Origin of the sequence: Pasteurella oralis (genome assembly GCF_042681465.1) — a bacterium.
In the GTDB taxonomy this organism is placed as follows: domain Bacteria; phylum Pseudomonadota; class Gammaproteobacteria; order Enterobacterales; family Pasteurellaceae; genus Pasteurella; species Pasteurella oralis.
This window is the reverse complement of the sequence record NZ_JBHUFP010000025.1, coordinates 112,818-127,413: the sequence shown is the minus strand read 5'-3', so window position 1 is coordinate 127,413 and position 14,596 is coordinate 112,818. Positions and strand designations below refer to the sequence as shown.

Below are 14,596 nucleotides of genomic sequence, written 5' to 3'. Positions count from 1 at the left end.
TCTTTGCAAGTGGTTACTTAACACCTTGTTAACAAGTGAGGTCGATCATGAAATCCTATTTAATTGCGCCTTCGATTTTATCTGCTGATTTGGCACGTTTGGGTGAAGATGTCGCAACAGTTATAAATAGTGGTGCTGATGTTATTCATTTTGATGTGATGGATAATCACTATGTCCCTAATTTAACTTTTGGTCCGGCAGTATGTCAGGCATTACGTGATTATGGCATTACTGCACCAATTGATGTGCATTTAATGGTAAAACCAGTGGATCGCCTTGTTCCCGATTTTGCCAAAGCAGGTGCGGATTATATTACTTTTCATCCAGAGGCAACAGAACATATTGACCGTACTTTACAGCTTATTCGTGATTGTGGTTGTAAATCAGGTTTAGTATTTAACCCTGCTACGCCATTGAGTTATTTGGATTATGTGATGGATAAAGTGGATGTGATTTTATTGATGTCAGTCAATCCGGGTTTTGGTGGACAGTCATTCATTCCAAGTACGTTGAATAAATTACGCCAAGTACGCCAACGCATTGATCAAAGTGGTTTTGATATTCGTTTAGAAGTTGATGGTGGTGTGAAGGTCAATAATATAGCTGATATTGCCAGAGCTGGTGCTGATATGTTTGTCGCAGGTTCAGCGATTTTTGATCAGCCAGACTATAAGAAAGTTATTGATGAAATGCGCCAACAATTGGCAACAGTTTAACGAGATTAACAAGTGCGGTATAAAAATGACACAATTTAAATTGATTGGTTTTGACCTTGATGGGACGTTAGTAAATAGCTTGCCAGATTTGGCGCTCTCAGTGAACTCTGCTTTAGCTGAATTTGATTTACCCCAAGCGCCAGAAGCATTGGTCCTGACTTGGATTGGTAATGGGGCAGATGTTTTAATTGCGCGGGCATTAACGTGGACGACAGAACAGGGCGGCAAAGTACTCACTGACGAGCAAATTCGTGAATTAAAACGTCGCTTTGGTTTTTATTATGGCGAAAATTTATGTAATTTAAGTCGCCTCTATCCCAATGTAAAAGCCACTTTAGAGCAACTTAAAGCACGGGGCTATACTTTGGCAGTGGTGACAAATAAACCGACGAGACATGTACAGCCTGTATTAGCTGCATTTGGGATAGATCATTTATTTAGTGAGCTTTTGGGTGGTCAATCTTTACCAGCGATTAAACCACACCCTGCCCCATTGTATTATTTATGTGGTAAGTTTGGGTTATATCCAAAGCAAGTTTTATTTGTTGGTGATTCGCAAAATGATATTTTAGCAGCACATGCAGCAGGTTGTCCCGTTGTCGGTTTAACTTATGGTTACAACTATAACATCCCAATTGAACAAGCCAATCCAGATTGGGTATTTGATGATTTTGCCGATATTTTGACGATTTTAAAATAAGGAATAACAATGACAAAACCAGTAGTATTAAGTGGCGTACAGCCTTCAGGTGAATTAACAATCGGTAACTATCTTGGTGCATTACGTCAATGGGTAAAAATGCAAGATGATTATGAATGTTTATTTTGTATTGTTGATTTACATGCGATTACCGTACGTCAAGACCCCGCTGCATTACGTAAAGCCACATTAGATGTGTTAGCGCTTTATTTAGCTTGTGGCATTGATCCAGAAAAAAGTACGATCTTTATTCAATCGCATGTGCCAGAACATACCCAATTAGCTTGGGTCTTAAATTGTTATACTTATTTTGGTGAAATGGGACGGATGACCCAATTCAAAGATAAATCAGCACGTCATGCTGAAAATATTAATGTTGGTTTATTTACTTACCCAGTGTTAATGGCCGCCGATATTTTGTTATATCAAGCGAACCAAGTACCTGTAGGCGAAGATCAAAAACAACATTTAGAAATTACGCGTGATATCGCTAATCGTTTTAATGCGTTGTACGGTGATTTATTTGCGGTACCAGAGCCATTTATTCCAACAGCGGGTGCACGCGTGATGTCACTGTTAGAACCTGAAAAGAAAATGTCAAAATCAGATGAAAATCGTAATAACGTAATTGGTTTATTAGAAGATCCAAAAGCTGTAGCGAAAAAGATTAAACGTGCAGTGACAGATTCCGATGAGCCGCCAGTAGTACGCTATGATCTACAAAATAAGGCGGGTGTTTCTAACTTATTAGATATTTTGTCTGGCGTGACAGGCAAATCGATTGCAGTGTTAGAAGCAGAGTTTGAAGGCAAAATGTATGGGCATTTAAAAGGTGCTGTGGCAGAAGAAGTGTCGGCAATGTTGACTACGCTTCAGGCTCGTTTTCATCATTTCCGTAGTAACGAAGCATTACTGAATAAAATTGCGCATGAAGGCGCGCAGAAAGCCCGTGAACGTGCTAAGCAAACCCTTGAGGCAGTGTATGACGCAGTGGGTTTTGTGGCGTAATTGATGATTTAGACATTTTTCTATTTTAAACCGTACTTTTTAATGAAAAGTACGGTTTTTTTATTTTTAACTTATGAAAATATATTTTTACGGCAGATCTTTGAATTTCTTCAAAAATATGATAAAAATGAAAATGAGACTTATTATCATTTTGTTGTAATGTGAAAGGAGAGAGTATGCAACAGAAAGAACAGGTTAGTTTGCTTAGTTTAAGTTTGTGTATTGCTTTAGGGATGATACCACAGGTTGCTTTTACAAAGTCAAATACGGATAAACCAACAAGCAGTAATTTAGAAACTATTATTGTGAATGAAAATGATGAAAAAAATGACTATGACGAGAGTTTACTCAAAACATATCTTTCTGTGGGTTCTTATTCTTATTTAACTCAATCTGATATTACTCGTTTCCGAGGAAGCTCTGTTGGTGATTTTTTATCTGGTGTACCTAGTGTAATTGTAGGAAACAAACGTAATAGTGGTGCGCTTTCACTAAATATTAGAGGTATTGCGAATGAGAATAGGGTACCTGTTTGGGTGGATAATGGGCTTCAATCTGTACCATCTTGGCAAGGCTATGCTGGTTCATCAACGCGTACTTATTTAGATCCTGATTTAATTAGCCAAGTTGAGATTGAAAAGGGACCCTCTTTAGCAAATGATGCAACGGGGGCTGTTGGTGGTGTTGTGCGTATGAATACGATTAGTTGGCAAGATATTATTACAGAAGGCAAAACATGGGGGATACGCTTAAAATTAGGCACGATGACGAATACAGTTGCTCCTCCTGCAAATTATACAAGAGGAGGTTATCAAACAAGGTATATCCATCGATGTATTACAAATAATACTGGATTATGTCAAACACAAACCTATGCACCAAATGCACGTTATTCGACTCATGGTTTGGATTTCAATGCCTATAATTATAGTATTGCTTTGGCTAAAAAATGGGAACATGCAGATGTTGTGCTTGCATATGCTAAACGTAAACAAGGCAATTATTTCGTAGGGCGACATGGACAAACACCACAGATTGAGGGTATTGAATTTGAAAAAGATAGTGTTGAAGTTCAAGAGCCTCGTAGGCACGAAGAAGTAGAAATAGGCAAACTTCGATTCAAAGAAAATCATAGTACGCTTTATCGCCCCGGTGAAGAAGCGTTAAATACATCGCAAAATAACCATTCTTATTTGGCAAAGGTTAATTTTTATAATGATAAGCATCGCTTGGGATTGGCTTACCGATACTATGGTAGTCATTTTGGTGAAATTATGAGTTCTCTTTTAAATTTTAGAGCTTATGGTGCGTTACAAGGTGAGGGAACAGAAGTTAAAGTGAGTAATTACAATATTAATTACCAATATAATCCTGCTACACCTTATGTGAATTTAAGTATAAATGCTTATTATACCGACAGTGATTCTTCTAATTTTACACCACTGATTGAAGAATATGGCTATTCACTTTCGAGTCGTCATGCTCACTTTTTAATCTCAAAACAAAAAGGATTAAGCATTGATAACACGAGTATCTTCCAACTTAATAAACAACCTTTGACTCTAAAATATGGTATTGCACATAATTATGAGCGTATTTATCCACCTCGTGATGCACTGCAAAGAGTGAGAGCAAAAGGTTATCCTGATAATGCCATTGGACCATTATATGTTCGTGATGGTAAACGAAAAGAAATCAGCGCATTTGTTGCAGCCAATTATCCATTTAACTCATGGTTAAAAGCGGATCTTGGGCTACGTTATATGCAATCGACTATTCATGATTATGTTGTACGTGAAGAGAAAGTGCATATTGGTGATAAACCTGTCCCTCGTCCTGATGGCGGATTTGATTTTATACCGCAGTACAAATATGTTGTGCATAAACAAAAGCCCATTAAAAACAAAGGGTTATCACCTATTGTTATGTTAAGTTCAGAGATCGCAAATGGTACAATTATTTATGTAAAATATGCTCAGGCATTACGCTCCCCAAGTTTATTCCAAGCAACTAAAGGCTGGAGTATGCAGTCAACAGGAGATAATTTGGAACAATTAAAGCCTGAAAGAGCAAAAAATTGGGAGTTTGGTATTAGTGGGTTTTACGAAAATGTAGGACGCATAGATAATGTGGTTGGCTTTAAATTTGCGTATTTTCTCAATAAGATTGATGATTATTTAACTCGGAGTTTTGATCGCAAAAGTGGTTTAACTCAAACATTGAATATTCAGAGTGCGCAATTTACTGGCTTTGAAGCTTCAACATATTATGATATGAGAAAAGTTTACGCGAAATTATCAGGGACGTATTATACCAAAACTCAATTTTGTTTGACACCTGAACAGGCAGGAAAAGGCGAGCAATGTAATTCTGGTTATGTGTATCGTAGTAACTTAAATAATGCTGTACCTCCACGCTTAAATTTGCATATTATACTAGGCTCACGTTGGCTAAATGAGAAGTTAGATATTGGTGCTCGTTATAGTTATTACAGTAAACGTTTTGTACCAGTGCTATCATCGCAGCGTTTTGTAAATACTTCAAGTATCGAGTGGGCGCCTTATTCTTTGGTTGATTTATATGCAAATTATAATGTATCTGAGCAGCTTAAATTGACGATGACAATGGATAATGTATTAAATCGCTATTATTTAGATACAAATAATATGGGGTTGAATACTGCGCCGGGTAGAACATTGCATCTTGGGGTAGAATATCGTTTCTAAATAGATAATGTTATGTGTAAAAACCGTACTTTCAATCAAAAGTGCGGTTTTTTATATTTTGGTGAGAAGTGATCAGCGTTTACTTTACTATATGATAAATAGCTTTTGTTATCAATGAGGGCAGGAATTATTTAAACAAGCTTGTTGTCAAAGCTAATACCAGTTACATTATTTGTTCATTTATCTAAATGAATAGATTGCATAGAGAGGAAAGTGCGGTGAGATTTTTAAAAATTTTATTTTGTTCGGCGTTATGCTATGTATCGAATGTGTGGGCAAATGCAGATTTTAATATTAAGTATAGCTCTAACTATTTAATGCCAGCTTATGTGCATTTCAAAGCGGATGGTAGTCAATATTCGGTTGATGCTAAAATTAATGTGCCTTTGTATAACATTCAATTCTTGTCCAAGGGTAAGCAAGGTAGTAAGCAGTTTGAGATGGTCGATTATAACGATATTCGTAATGGCAATCCTTATGCAACGGCGAAAATTCAAGCCAGTACAATTGAATATGGCAAAGTGAAAAATGGCTTAACGACAAAAGAATTAACATTACCTACTTTTGATTTGTTTACCATGACATTTCAATTGAGCTATTACGATAAATTGCCGATTAATTTTCAAATTACTAATGGGAAAAAATTGTATCCAATGCATAATGTTTTCGTGAAAAAAAGCGAAGATGTAGTGAAATATAATAAGCAAGACGTGACACAAATTACTTACCAATTTAAAACAGGTGATAAAGATATTATAGTGAAAAAATTTGCAGGGGAACAATTCCCCCGTTTTATCTCCTACAATCGTGACGGCGATAATTACGAGCTGACATTTAGTAACTTTGTAAAGTAAGTGCTCTGAATATCAGTAAAAAGTGCGGTGAAGATTGATCAGAACACCGCACTTTTTTATTGGATTAGACTAAGAAATAGCGATAAGCTGGGCTTTCAGTGACATCTTGATACACGTAACCTAGTTTTTCTAAATGTTGATTGAAAGCATCAAGAGCTTGATCATTTAATTGGAAACCTGCAAGTACATTGCCATAATCAGCACCATGTGCACGATAGTGGAATACTGAAATATTCCAATGTGTTTGTCCTAAAGTTTCGAGGAATTTTAATAATGCGCCTTTTTGCTCTGGGAATTCAAAGCTATATAAGCGCTCTTTGAGTTGGCTATTTGAACGCCCACCAATCATATATCGTACATGGGTTTTGGCAATATCATCATTTGATAAGTCGATTAAATCGTAACCATTGCGTTGTAATTGATTGATAATATTATTTTTTTCTTCTTCGCCACTGATACGTACCCCTACAAAAATGCAAGCTTGCGCATCATCAGCGTAGCGATATTTAAATTCTGTGACGGGTACTGCACCGAGAATATGACAGAATTTTAAGAAACTGCCCGGTTTTTCTGGAATGGTCACAGCTAGCAATGCTTCTTGCTGCTCACCAATTTCACAACGTTCTGAAACATAACGTAACGTATGGAAATTTAAATTAGCACCAGAAAGCACGTTAATTAAGGTTTCACCTTGAAGGTTATGTTCTTTCACATATTTCTTTAAGCCCGCTAACGATAGTGCACCAGAAGGTTCAGCAATGGCTCGCACATTTTCGAAAATGTCTTTCACTGCGGCACAAATTTCATCGCTATCCACTAGCACTACATCGTCAATATATTGTTGACAAACTCGGAACGTTTCATCACCAATGCGTTTCACCGCAACGCCATCCGCAAATAAACCAACACGATCTAAGTCAATGGGTCTGCCGACTTTTAAGGCTTTATATAAACAAGCAGAATCTTTTGATTCCACGCCAATCACTTTGATTTCTGGCATTAATTGCTTAATTAATACCGCAATACCAGCGGCTAAACCACCGCCGCCAACAGGGACAAAAATGCGATCAATTTGGGTATTTTGTTGTAACAATTCCATTGCCAAAGAGCCTTGTCCAGCGATCACAGCAGGGTGATCAAATGGAGGAATAAAAGTCATGTTTTTAGTTTGGGAAAGTTCGATAGCTTTGGCTTTGGCTTCATCAAAATTCGCCCCATATAATAATACTTCGCCGCCAAACCCACGCACTGCATCGACTTTAATACTTGGTGTGTTTTGTGGCATCACGATTAATGCGCGTAAACCAAGTTGTTTAGCAGAAAGTGCCACACCTTGTGCATGGTTTCCTGCTGAGGCTGCGATTACACCAGCACGTTTTTGTTCTTCATTTAAGCCTGCAATCATGGCATAGGCACCACGTAATTTGAAACTGTGGACGGGTTGGCGATCTTCGCGTTTGATAAAAACTTTATTGCCTAAACGTTCTGAAAGTTTTGGCATTTCTTGTAGCGGGGTAATTTGGGCTACTTCGTAAACTTTTGAGCTGAGCACAGCTTTTAGGTATTCTGAGCCAGTCGGTTGGTTGGAGGTTAAGTTGTTGACCATAAATTATATCCATTGTTTTATCTGGTTTATGACCTGCTTTCTTTTGCTTGTGAAAAAGAAAGTTGGCAAAGAAAACACGCCCCGATAAGTTGTTTTATACTCATGACAAAGCAATTTTTTCATGAAAAATAAGTTGATTTCATTTTGTTACGCAACTTTATTTTTCTAAAAATTGCTTTTCTATTCGGGCAACTTATATGAGGTCCCCGCTTTAATTCGAAGATAATTAAAAAGTGCGGTGTGTTTTTAAAAATTTTTAATATCTACGTCTTTCTCCCCCTCATTTCATAAAAAAAGGGGAAGAGCCTTTAAATTTTGCTTTTATCTCTCACGGCACCTTTGTCTGCTGAAGTGGCAAAATGCCCATAAATTTTTAAGGCAAATGACACTTCACGTTGGCGGTTAGTTGGCTGCCAGCCGAGCTTATCTTGCTCAATGCGGCGTTGGTTTAGCTCCTCTTCAGCGACACATAATTGGATTGAACGATTTGGAATATCGATTTCAATTGTATCCCCATTTTTGACTAGGCCTATCATTCCGCCTGCGGCTGCTTCTGGTGAAACGTGACCAATAGACAAACCCGAGGTACCACCAGAGAAACGTCCATCCGTTAATAATGCACAGGCTTTACCTAAGCCCATTGATTTTAAATAACTGGTTGGATACAGCATTTCTTGCATGCCAGGACCGCCTTTTGGACCTTCGTAGCGAATGACGACCACATGACCTGCTTGCACTTTACCGCCTAAAATGCCTGTAACCGCCTCTTCTTGGCTTTCAAACACAATTGCGTAGCCTGTAAATTTTAAGATTGATTCATCAACGCCAGCGGTTTTGACAATACAACCGTCTTGGGCGAGATTGCCTGAAAGCATTGCTAATCCCCCATCTTGACTATAAGCAAATGCTTTGCTGCGGATACAACCATTTTCACGATCATCATCTAGACTATCCCAACGGCAATCTTGTGAGAACGCTTCTGTAGTACGGATACCTGCAGGACCCGCACGGAAGAAGGTATGTACCTTTTCATCTTGTGTCAACTTGATATCATAGCGCGCAAGCTGTTCTGCTAGGCTTAAACCTAATACGGTACGAGTATCATTGTGCAATAAATTTGCACGATCCAATTCACCTAAAATCGCCATAATGCCACCTGCACGGTGTACGTCTTCCATATGGTATTTCTGTGTATTTGGGGCGACTTTACTTAAGCAAGGGACTTGGCGGGACAAGCGATCAATATCTGCCATACTGAAGTCTACTTCGGCTTCTTGTGCCGCAGCAAGTAGGTGTAATACGGTATTAGTCGAACCGCCCATTGCAATATCAAGACTCATGGCATTTTCAAAGGCGGCTTTGGTGGCGATATGACGTGGTAAAATGCGAGCATCATCTTGTTCATAATAGCGTTTGCAAAGTTCAACAATTTGCTTTCCTGCTGCTAAAAATAATTGTTTACGGTCGGCGTGAGTGGCTAAACAGGAACCATTGCCTGGCAAGCTTAAGCCTAATGCTTCAGTTAAGCAGTTCATCGAATTGGCGGTGAACATGCCAGAGCAAGAACCACAGGTTGGGCAAGCAGAGCGCTCAATTTTATCGCTGTCTTCATCTGATACATTGGGATTTGCCCCTTGAATCATGGCATCGACTAAATCCAGTTTAATAATTTGATCTGACAATTTGGTTTTACCCGCTTCCATTGGTCCGCCTGACACAAAGATGGTTGGAATATTGAGGCGCAATGCTGCCATTAACATACCTGGTGTGATTTTGTCACAATTGGAAATACACACCATTGCATCAGCACAATGTGCGTTAACCATATATTCCACAGAATCTGCAATTAAATCGCGCGAAGGCAAGGAGTAGAGCATCCCACCATGTCCCATCGCAATACCATCATCCACCGCGATGGTATTAAATTCTTTGGCGACACCACCGGCTTTTTCAATTTCGCGGGCGACTAATTGACCAATATCTTTTAAATGGACGTGACCAGGAACAAATTGAGTAAAAGAATTGACCACTGCAATGATGGGTTTTCCAAAATCCTTATCGGTCATTCCTGTTGCACGCCACAAGGCTCTTGCTCCCGCCATATTGCGACCTTGTGTGCTGGTTGCTGAACGTAATTTTGGCATAATCTCTCCAAGTATAATGTTGTGTTTCGCTGACTCGCTGTTGTGTAATAAGTGTGAGTCAGCACGATTAAATTGTCCTTCCTAGTATTTAGGTGGCTTAGTTGGTCGTAATGACCCTAAATAAATGGCTAACATGGTTAGCAGTGCCCCGCACCATTGTAACCCATTGATCATTTTATTGAGCAATAAGTAATCGATTACTAACGCAGCAACAGGCTCTGAAAGCAGTAACAGCCCTGTGACGCTAAGGGATAACAACGGAATGGAGTAGGCGATCATGCCCCAAGCTAAACATTGCATGACCGCGCCATAAATCAGTATTAACCCCAATTGTTCCCACGTTGTTGGGTAAAGCTGAGTAGTGTTAAGCCATAATGCAGGCACAAACAGAATTAACATTCCGCCTACACTGACGCGGAACATTAATGGGAAAATGGGGGTCACTGCAGCTTGTTGTGTTTTACGAATATAGACCATAGATAAGGCGAGCATTAGTCCTGACACAATACCCGAAACAAATCCCCACAGTGCATTGTCATTTTGTTTAAACTCAGGACTGCCAATTAATGCCACACCGAATACGGCAAGGCAGAGACTGAATAACTGTAAAGTACTTTGCCGTTCACGAAACCAGAAAAAACCAATTGCAGAGAGCCAAAAAATTTGCAGGCTGTTTAACAAAGTCGAAATGCCTGGACCTACAGCATAAATACTCTCATGCCATAAGGCTAAGTCTAAGCCTAAAAATGCACCAGAAATGAGCGCGTAATGTTTTGCTTTACTTGAAATCGGAGCATGTTGTTTAAAGCACTTGGCTAACGTATAAAAAATCATGGCTGCGACCAATAAACGCCAAAAAGCAATGGCATAGGCTCCAACGGGTACATAAGCCACAATTAAACTACCAAGACCAAAAATAATGCAACCCACCACTAAGCCAATCATGGCGGTTTTTTCTGTAGGAGCGAAATGTGCCATATTTTTCCTTTAATCAGCGCTTATTCAGTCAGAATAAATTCAGCGGCTTTTTGTGCGTGTAATATGCTGGTATCAAAAAATGGCAGTGTTGCATCTTGCTGATTAATTAATAAGCCAATCTCAGTACAACCTAAAATCACACCCTGTGCGCCTTGTTTTTCTAACTCTGCAATGACGTCAAGATAAAATTGCTTAGATTCAGATTTGATTTTGCCGATACAAAGTTCAGTAAAAATAATACGATGAATTTCTTGTTGTTGTTCATTGTTTGGTACGATCGGAGTGATGCCACGTGCAAGTAAGAGATCACGATAGAAGTGATCTTGCATGGTAAATTGCGTACCTAATAAAGCGATTTGGTTAATTTGTTTGGCGTTAATGGCTTTTGCTGTGGCATCAATAATATGCAGAAAAGGGACATCAATGGCTTGAATAATTTGTGGTGCAACTTTATGCATTGTATTCGTGGCTAACAGCACGCCATCCACCCCGATTTGTGTTAATTTTTGCGCAGCAGCTGCTAAGATTTCACCCGCACAGTACCATTCACCTTGTTTTTGTAAGCGTACAATTTGTTCAAATTCAACATTGACAATGACTAATGGTGCACTATGATTTCCACCTTTTGCTTGATTCACTAACTGGTTGATTAGGTTGTAATAAGTGATTGTGCTTTCAGGTGACATGCCACCAATAATACCGAGTGTTTTCATGAACGTTTTCCTTACCTGTTTTATGCTTGTACTAGATTAATGGCTGATACATCGTACATTTTACTTAATTGATTAACCAGTAAACTTAAAGTACGTTCACTTTTTACAGTAAAATCACAATGTGCTATGTTATTTTCTGTTTGGACTTGCAGTGCAACAACATAAAAACCACGATGGCGAATAACACGTAAAATACGTTCAAGGGTTTCTGGACGTTGGTTTGCTTTTAATGTGAATTGATAAGTTTGCATATAAAAATTTCCTCAAAATCGACCGCACTTTACATGTTTTCTAACATATCCATATTGCAGGCATTTGGTGGGACTAATGGCCAGACATTCTCATTACTTGAGATACAAACATGTAAAAAATAGGCTTCTTTACTTGCTAGTAAACGATCTAATGCCGCATCGACTTCTTCCCCTTTGGTAATACGTTCACCTTGAATACCAAAGGCAGCGGCTAACATGACAAAGTCAGGGTTATCATCTAAGATCGTGCTACTAAAGCGAGCATTAAAGAACAGCTCTTGCCATTGACGTACCATCCCTAAGCGTTGGTTATCTAATAACACAATTTTTACTGGTGTTTTACCACGTTTAATTGAACCTAATTCTTGAATGTTCATCATGATAGAACCATCACCTGAAATCACGATGACATCATCTTCTGGACGCGCTTTTTTTGCACCAATAGCGGCAGGTAAGCCAAAACCCATAGTGCCATACCCAGCAGAAGTAATGTAATTAGTTGGTGCAAAATGTTGCATATGTTGTGCAGACCACATTTGATGTTGACCCACGTCAGTAGTGATAACAGCACGCTGTGGCTTTTTGTTAGAGAGAGTATGTAATAACCAGAGCGGGTTAATAAAGCGATCACCTTGATTTTCACCATAGCAAAAATCATGTTGCTGCTTCAGTTGTTGTACTCGATTTTGCCATGCGGTGAGTGTTAAAGGGACAGTAAGCGCTTTAAAGGCTTGTACAATGTCGCCACACAATGCGACATCTGGACGGCGTAACTTACCGATTTCAGCAATATCAATATCCGCATGAATCACTTTAGCATGAGGTGCAAAAGTGTCTAATTTCCCCGTTACCCGATCGTCAAAACGGGCGCCAAAGGCGAGTAATAAATCACATTCTTGGACAGCATAGTTAGCTGCTTTAGTACCGTGCATGCCAATCATACCCATATAGTAAGGGTGATCAGGATTGATTGTACCAAGTCCTTTTAAAGTTGAAACACTTGGCATTTGGGTTACGGCTAAGAATTGGCGTAATTCAGCAACAGCATTTGCCATACCGACACCGCCTCCAACATACATGACAGGGCGTTTAGCCGCTTTCAATAAAGCTAAAGCTTGGGTTAAATTTTCATCAGATAAGGCGGTAGGTTTTTCCTGTGCAAAAACAACAGGATTCAGTTCAGTGGGAGCAACTTGAACATCTTTTGGAATATCGATCAAGACAGGACCAGGTCTACCGCTGGCAGCAATTTGAAAGGCTTTGGCGATAATTTCAGGTAATTCATTGATATGTTGGACTAAGAAACTGTGTTTAGTACAAGCAAGTGACATGCCTAATACATCGGCTTCTTGGAAGGCATCAGTACCAATAAGCGGCGAGGCAACTTGCCCCGTAATTGCCACAACGGGGATAGAATCCATTAAGGCATCACCTAAGCCCGTGATTAAATTAGCAGCACCAGGTCCAGACGTAGCAATACAGACACCGACTTTACCACTCGCTCTAGCATATCCAATTGCTGCCATCGCGGCACCTTGCTCATTACGGCAGAGTAAATGTTCAATCCCTGCATCATATAATGCGTCATACACTGGCATAATCGCGCCGCCTGGATAGCCAAATACGCTCGTAACACCATGCGCTTTCAAACTTTCTGTTACTAATCTTGCCCCATTCATGCTAATCACCCTTACTTATTTCTTATGTATAAAAAAACCCTCGTCGATTATCAGACGAGGGTTATATTTGATCTCTTTGTGTACTGCTAATCAAACATTAACGCACTCGCCCCGCAGTGATAATAATCACCACGAGGTTAATAATAATGTTGATCACAGGGCGTAATGCCATCATTTTATGTCCAAATAGTTAGTATGCTGTTGTGTGTTTTATATTCATATCATATTTTTTTTTCAGCGCAAACAATTTTTTTACAATTTTATAAAAAAGAGGAAAACGTTTTCGTTTATTGTCTTATTGTGCAATGTATTTCCATTTTATTCATTTTTTCGCGGCACTCACTGGGTTGTGTTATCATAAACAGAATTTTTCGACAGTAGGATAGAGATAGACTATGCAAAAATGTCCTTTCCGTGCCATTGTCTCTGACTTAGATGGTACTTTGCTCAATGCAAATCATGTGATTGGTGATTTCACCATTGAAACGCTACAAAAACTCGCTGCTAAAGGCATCGATATTATGTTGGCAACAGGGCGTAATCATACTGATTTAATGCCAATCTTAAAAAAAGTGAATATTGAAAACGCGGTGATGATCACCTCAAATGGTGCAAGAGCGCAAGATCTACAAGGTAATCTATTAGTACGTAATTATTTGCCTGAACGGATTGCACTTGAAATCATGAATTTACCTTTTGATCGCACACGTGTGTGTGTCAATTCATATCAGGGGGATGATTGGTTTATTAATATTGAAGTACCCCAGTTACGTAAATATCATCAGGATTCTGGTTTTATGTATGAAGTTGTCGATTTTGCGCAACATCATGGGCGTGCGACAGAAAAAGTATTCTTTATTGGACGCGAACCACAGGATCTGGTGGAGATAGAGGCGCATTTGAAAAAGACTTATGGTGATGTGACAAGCATTACTTATTCAACACCGCAGTGTTTAGAAGTTATGAATCGCAATGTTTCTAAAGCGAGTGCGCTTGCACAAGTACTCGCAGAACGTGATTATGATATGCAGCAATGCCTTGCTTTTGGTGATGGTATGAATGATGTACAAATGTTAACCCAAGTTGGCAAAGGTTGCGTAATGGGCAATGCGGATCCGCGCTTAAAAGCAGCTTGTCCAGATTTGGAAGTAATTGGCTTCAATGCACAAGAATCTGTGGCAAATTATATTCGCACCATATTTGACATTGTATAAGTGATTC

12 protein-coding genes are annotated in these 14,596 nt (G+C 39.1%); 6 read left to right on the top strand and 6 right to left on the bottom strand.

Annotation, left to right across the window (positions count from 1 at the left end; translation table 11 throughout):
* Positions 1-47 precede the first annotated feature (47 nt).
* The 5 genes from rpe to ACFSAV_RS09990 all read left to right on the top strand — a co-directional run bounded on the left by rpe (position 48) and on the right by ACFSAV_RS09990 (position 6,004).
* Positions 48-716: a ribulose-phosphate 3-epimerase gene (gene rpe / locus ACFSAV_RS10010; protein ID WP_101775584.1), complete on the top strand. Its 669-nt coding sequence runs from the start codon at positions 48-50 to the stop codon at positions 714-716.
* A 25-nt stretch (positions 717-741) separates the two neighbouring features.
* A complete protein-coding gene (locus ACFSAV_RS10005; protein ID WP_101775583.1) occupies positions 742-1,416 on the top strand; it encodes a phosphoglycolate phosphatase in 675 nt (224 codons plus the stop codon).
* 9 nt (positions 1,417-1,425) lie between these two features.
* The gene (trpS, locus tag ACFSAV_RS10000) at positions 1,426-2,424 is read left to right on the top strand and encodes a tryptophan--tRNA ligase (protein ID WP_101775582.1); all 999 of its coding nucleotides are present in this window, start codon (positions 1,426-1,428) and stop codon (positions 2,422-2,424) included.
* A gap of 176 nt (positions 2,425-2,600) precedes the next feature.
* The gene (locus ACFSAV_RS09995) at positions 2,601-5,150 is read left to right on the top strand and encodes a TonB-dependent receptor domain-containing protein (protein ID WP_379099170.1); all 2,550 of its coding nucleotides are present in this window, start codon (positions 2,601-2,603) and stop codon (positions 5,148-5,150) included.
* Between the two features lie 218 nt (positions 5,151-5,368).
* Positions 5,369-6,004: a hypothetical protein gene (locus ACFSAV_RS09990; protein ID WP_379099167.1), complete on the top strand. Its 636-nt coding sequence runs from the start codon at positions 5,369-5,371 to the stop codon at positions 6,002-6,004.
* Between the two features lie 64 nt (positions 6,005-6,068).
* Here ACFSAV_RS09990 and ilvA read toward each other — a convergent pair whose 3' ends face one another.
* The 6 genes from ilvA to ilvG all read right to left on the bottom strand — a co-directional run bounded on the left by ilvA (position 6,069) and on the right by ilvG (position 13,375).
* Positions 6,069-7,610, bottom strand: a complete 1,542-nt coding sequence (gene ilvA, locus ACFSAV_RS09985; RefSeq protein WP_379099164.1) for a threonine ammonia-lyase, biosynthetic — start codon at positions 7,608-7,610, stop codon at positions 6,069-6,071.
* A 308-nt stretch (positions 7,611-7,918) separates the two neighbouring features.
* Entirely contained in the window at positions 7,919-9,754 is a 1,836-nt protein-coding gene (ilvD, locus tag ACFSAV_RS09980) for a dihydroxy-acid dehydratase (RefSeq protein ID WP_379099161.1), read from the bottom strand.
* Between the two features lie 81 nt (positions 9,755-9,835).
* Positions 9,836-10,732 carry a DMT family transporter gene (locus tag ACFSAV_RS09975; RefSeq protein ID WP_379099158.1) on the bottom strand — a complete coding sequence of 299 codons (897 nt, stop codon included), beginning with the start codon at positions 10,730-10,732 and terminating at the stop codon, positions 9,836-9,838.
* A gap of 20 nt (positions 10,733-10,752) precedes the next feature.
* Complete coding sequence (locus tag ACFSAV_RS09970; protein WP_101775577.1) at positions 10,753-11,445, bottom strand: aspartate/glutamate racemase family protein; 693 nt, start codon at positions 11,443-11,445, stop codon at positions 10,753-10,755.
* Positions 11,446-11,465: 20 nt separating this feature from the next.
* Positions 11,466-11,696, bottom strand: a complete 231-nt coding sequence (gene ilvM, locus ACFSAV_RS09965; protein ID WP_101775576.1) for an acetolactate synthase 2 small subunit — start codon at positions 11,694-11,696, stop codon at positions 11,466-11,468.
* 29 nt (positions 11,697-11,725) lie between these two features.
* Entirely contained in the window at positions 11,726-13,375 is a 1,650-nt protein-coding gene (gene ilvG / locus ACFSAV_RS09960) for an acetolactate synthase 2 catalytic subunit (RefSeq protein ID WP_379099154.1), read from the bottom strand.
* A 395-nt stretch (positions 13,376-13,770) separates the two neighbouring features.
* On the opposite strand from ilvG, the gene ACFSAV_RS09955 reads away from it, so the two are divergent.
* Complete coding sequence (locus tag ACFSAV_RS09955) at positions 13,771-14,589, top strand: Cof-type HAD-IIB family hydrolase (RefSeq protein WP_379099151.1); 819 nt, start codon at positions 13,771-13,773, stop codon at positions 14,587-14,589.
* Positions 14,590-14,596: the final 7 nt, after the last annotated feature.

Coding starts and splice junctions, on each gene's coding strand:
- rpe (WP_101775584.1), top strand. CDS start 48: ATGAAATCCTATTTAATTGCGCCTTCGATTTTATCTGCTGATTTGGCA.
- ACFSAV_RS10005 (WP_101775583.1), top strand. CDS start 742: ATGACACAATTTAAATTGATTGGTTTTGACCTTGATGGGACGTTAGTA.
- trpS (WP_101775582.1), top strand. CDS start 1,426: ATGACAAAACCAGTAGTATTAAGTGGCGTACAGCCTTCAGGTGAATTA.
- ACFSAV_RS09995 (WP_379099170.1), top strand. CDS start 2,601: ATGCAACAGAAAGAACAGGTTAGTTTGCTTAGTTTAAGTTTGTGTATT.
- ilvA (WP_379099164.1), bottom strand. CDS start 7,610: ATGGTCAACAACTTAACCTCCAACCAACCGACTGGCTCAGAATACCTA.
- ilvD (WP_379099161.1), bottom strand. CDS start 9,754: ATGCCAAAATTACGTTCAGCAACCAGCACACAAGGTCGCAATATGGCG.
- ACFSAV_RS09975 (WP_379099158.1), bottom strand. CDS start 10,732: ATGGCACATTTCGCTCCTACAGAAAAAACCGCCATGATTGGCTTAGTG.
- ACFSAV_RS09970 (WP_101775577.1), bottom strand. CDS start 11,445: ATGAAAACACTCGGTATTATTGGTGGCATGTCACCTGAAAGCACAATC.
- ilvM (WP_101775576.1), bottom strand. CDS start 11,696: ATGCAAACTTATCAATTCACATTAAAAGCAAACCAACGTCCAGAAACC.
- ilvG (WP_379099154.1), bottom strand. CDS start 13,375: ATGAATGGGGCAAGATTAGTAACAGAAAGTTTGAAAGCGCATGGTGTT.
- ACFSAV_RS09955 (WP_379099151.1), top strand. CDS start 13,771: ATGCAAAAATGTCCTTTCCGTGCCATTGTCTCTGACTTAGATGGTACT.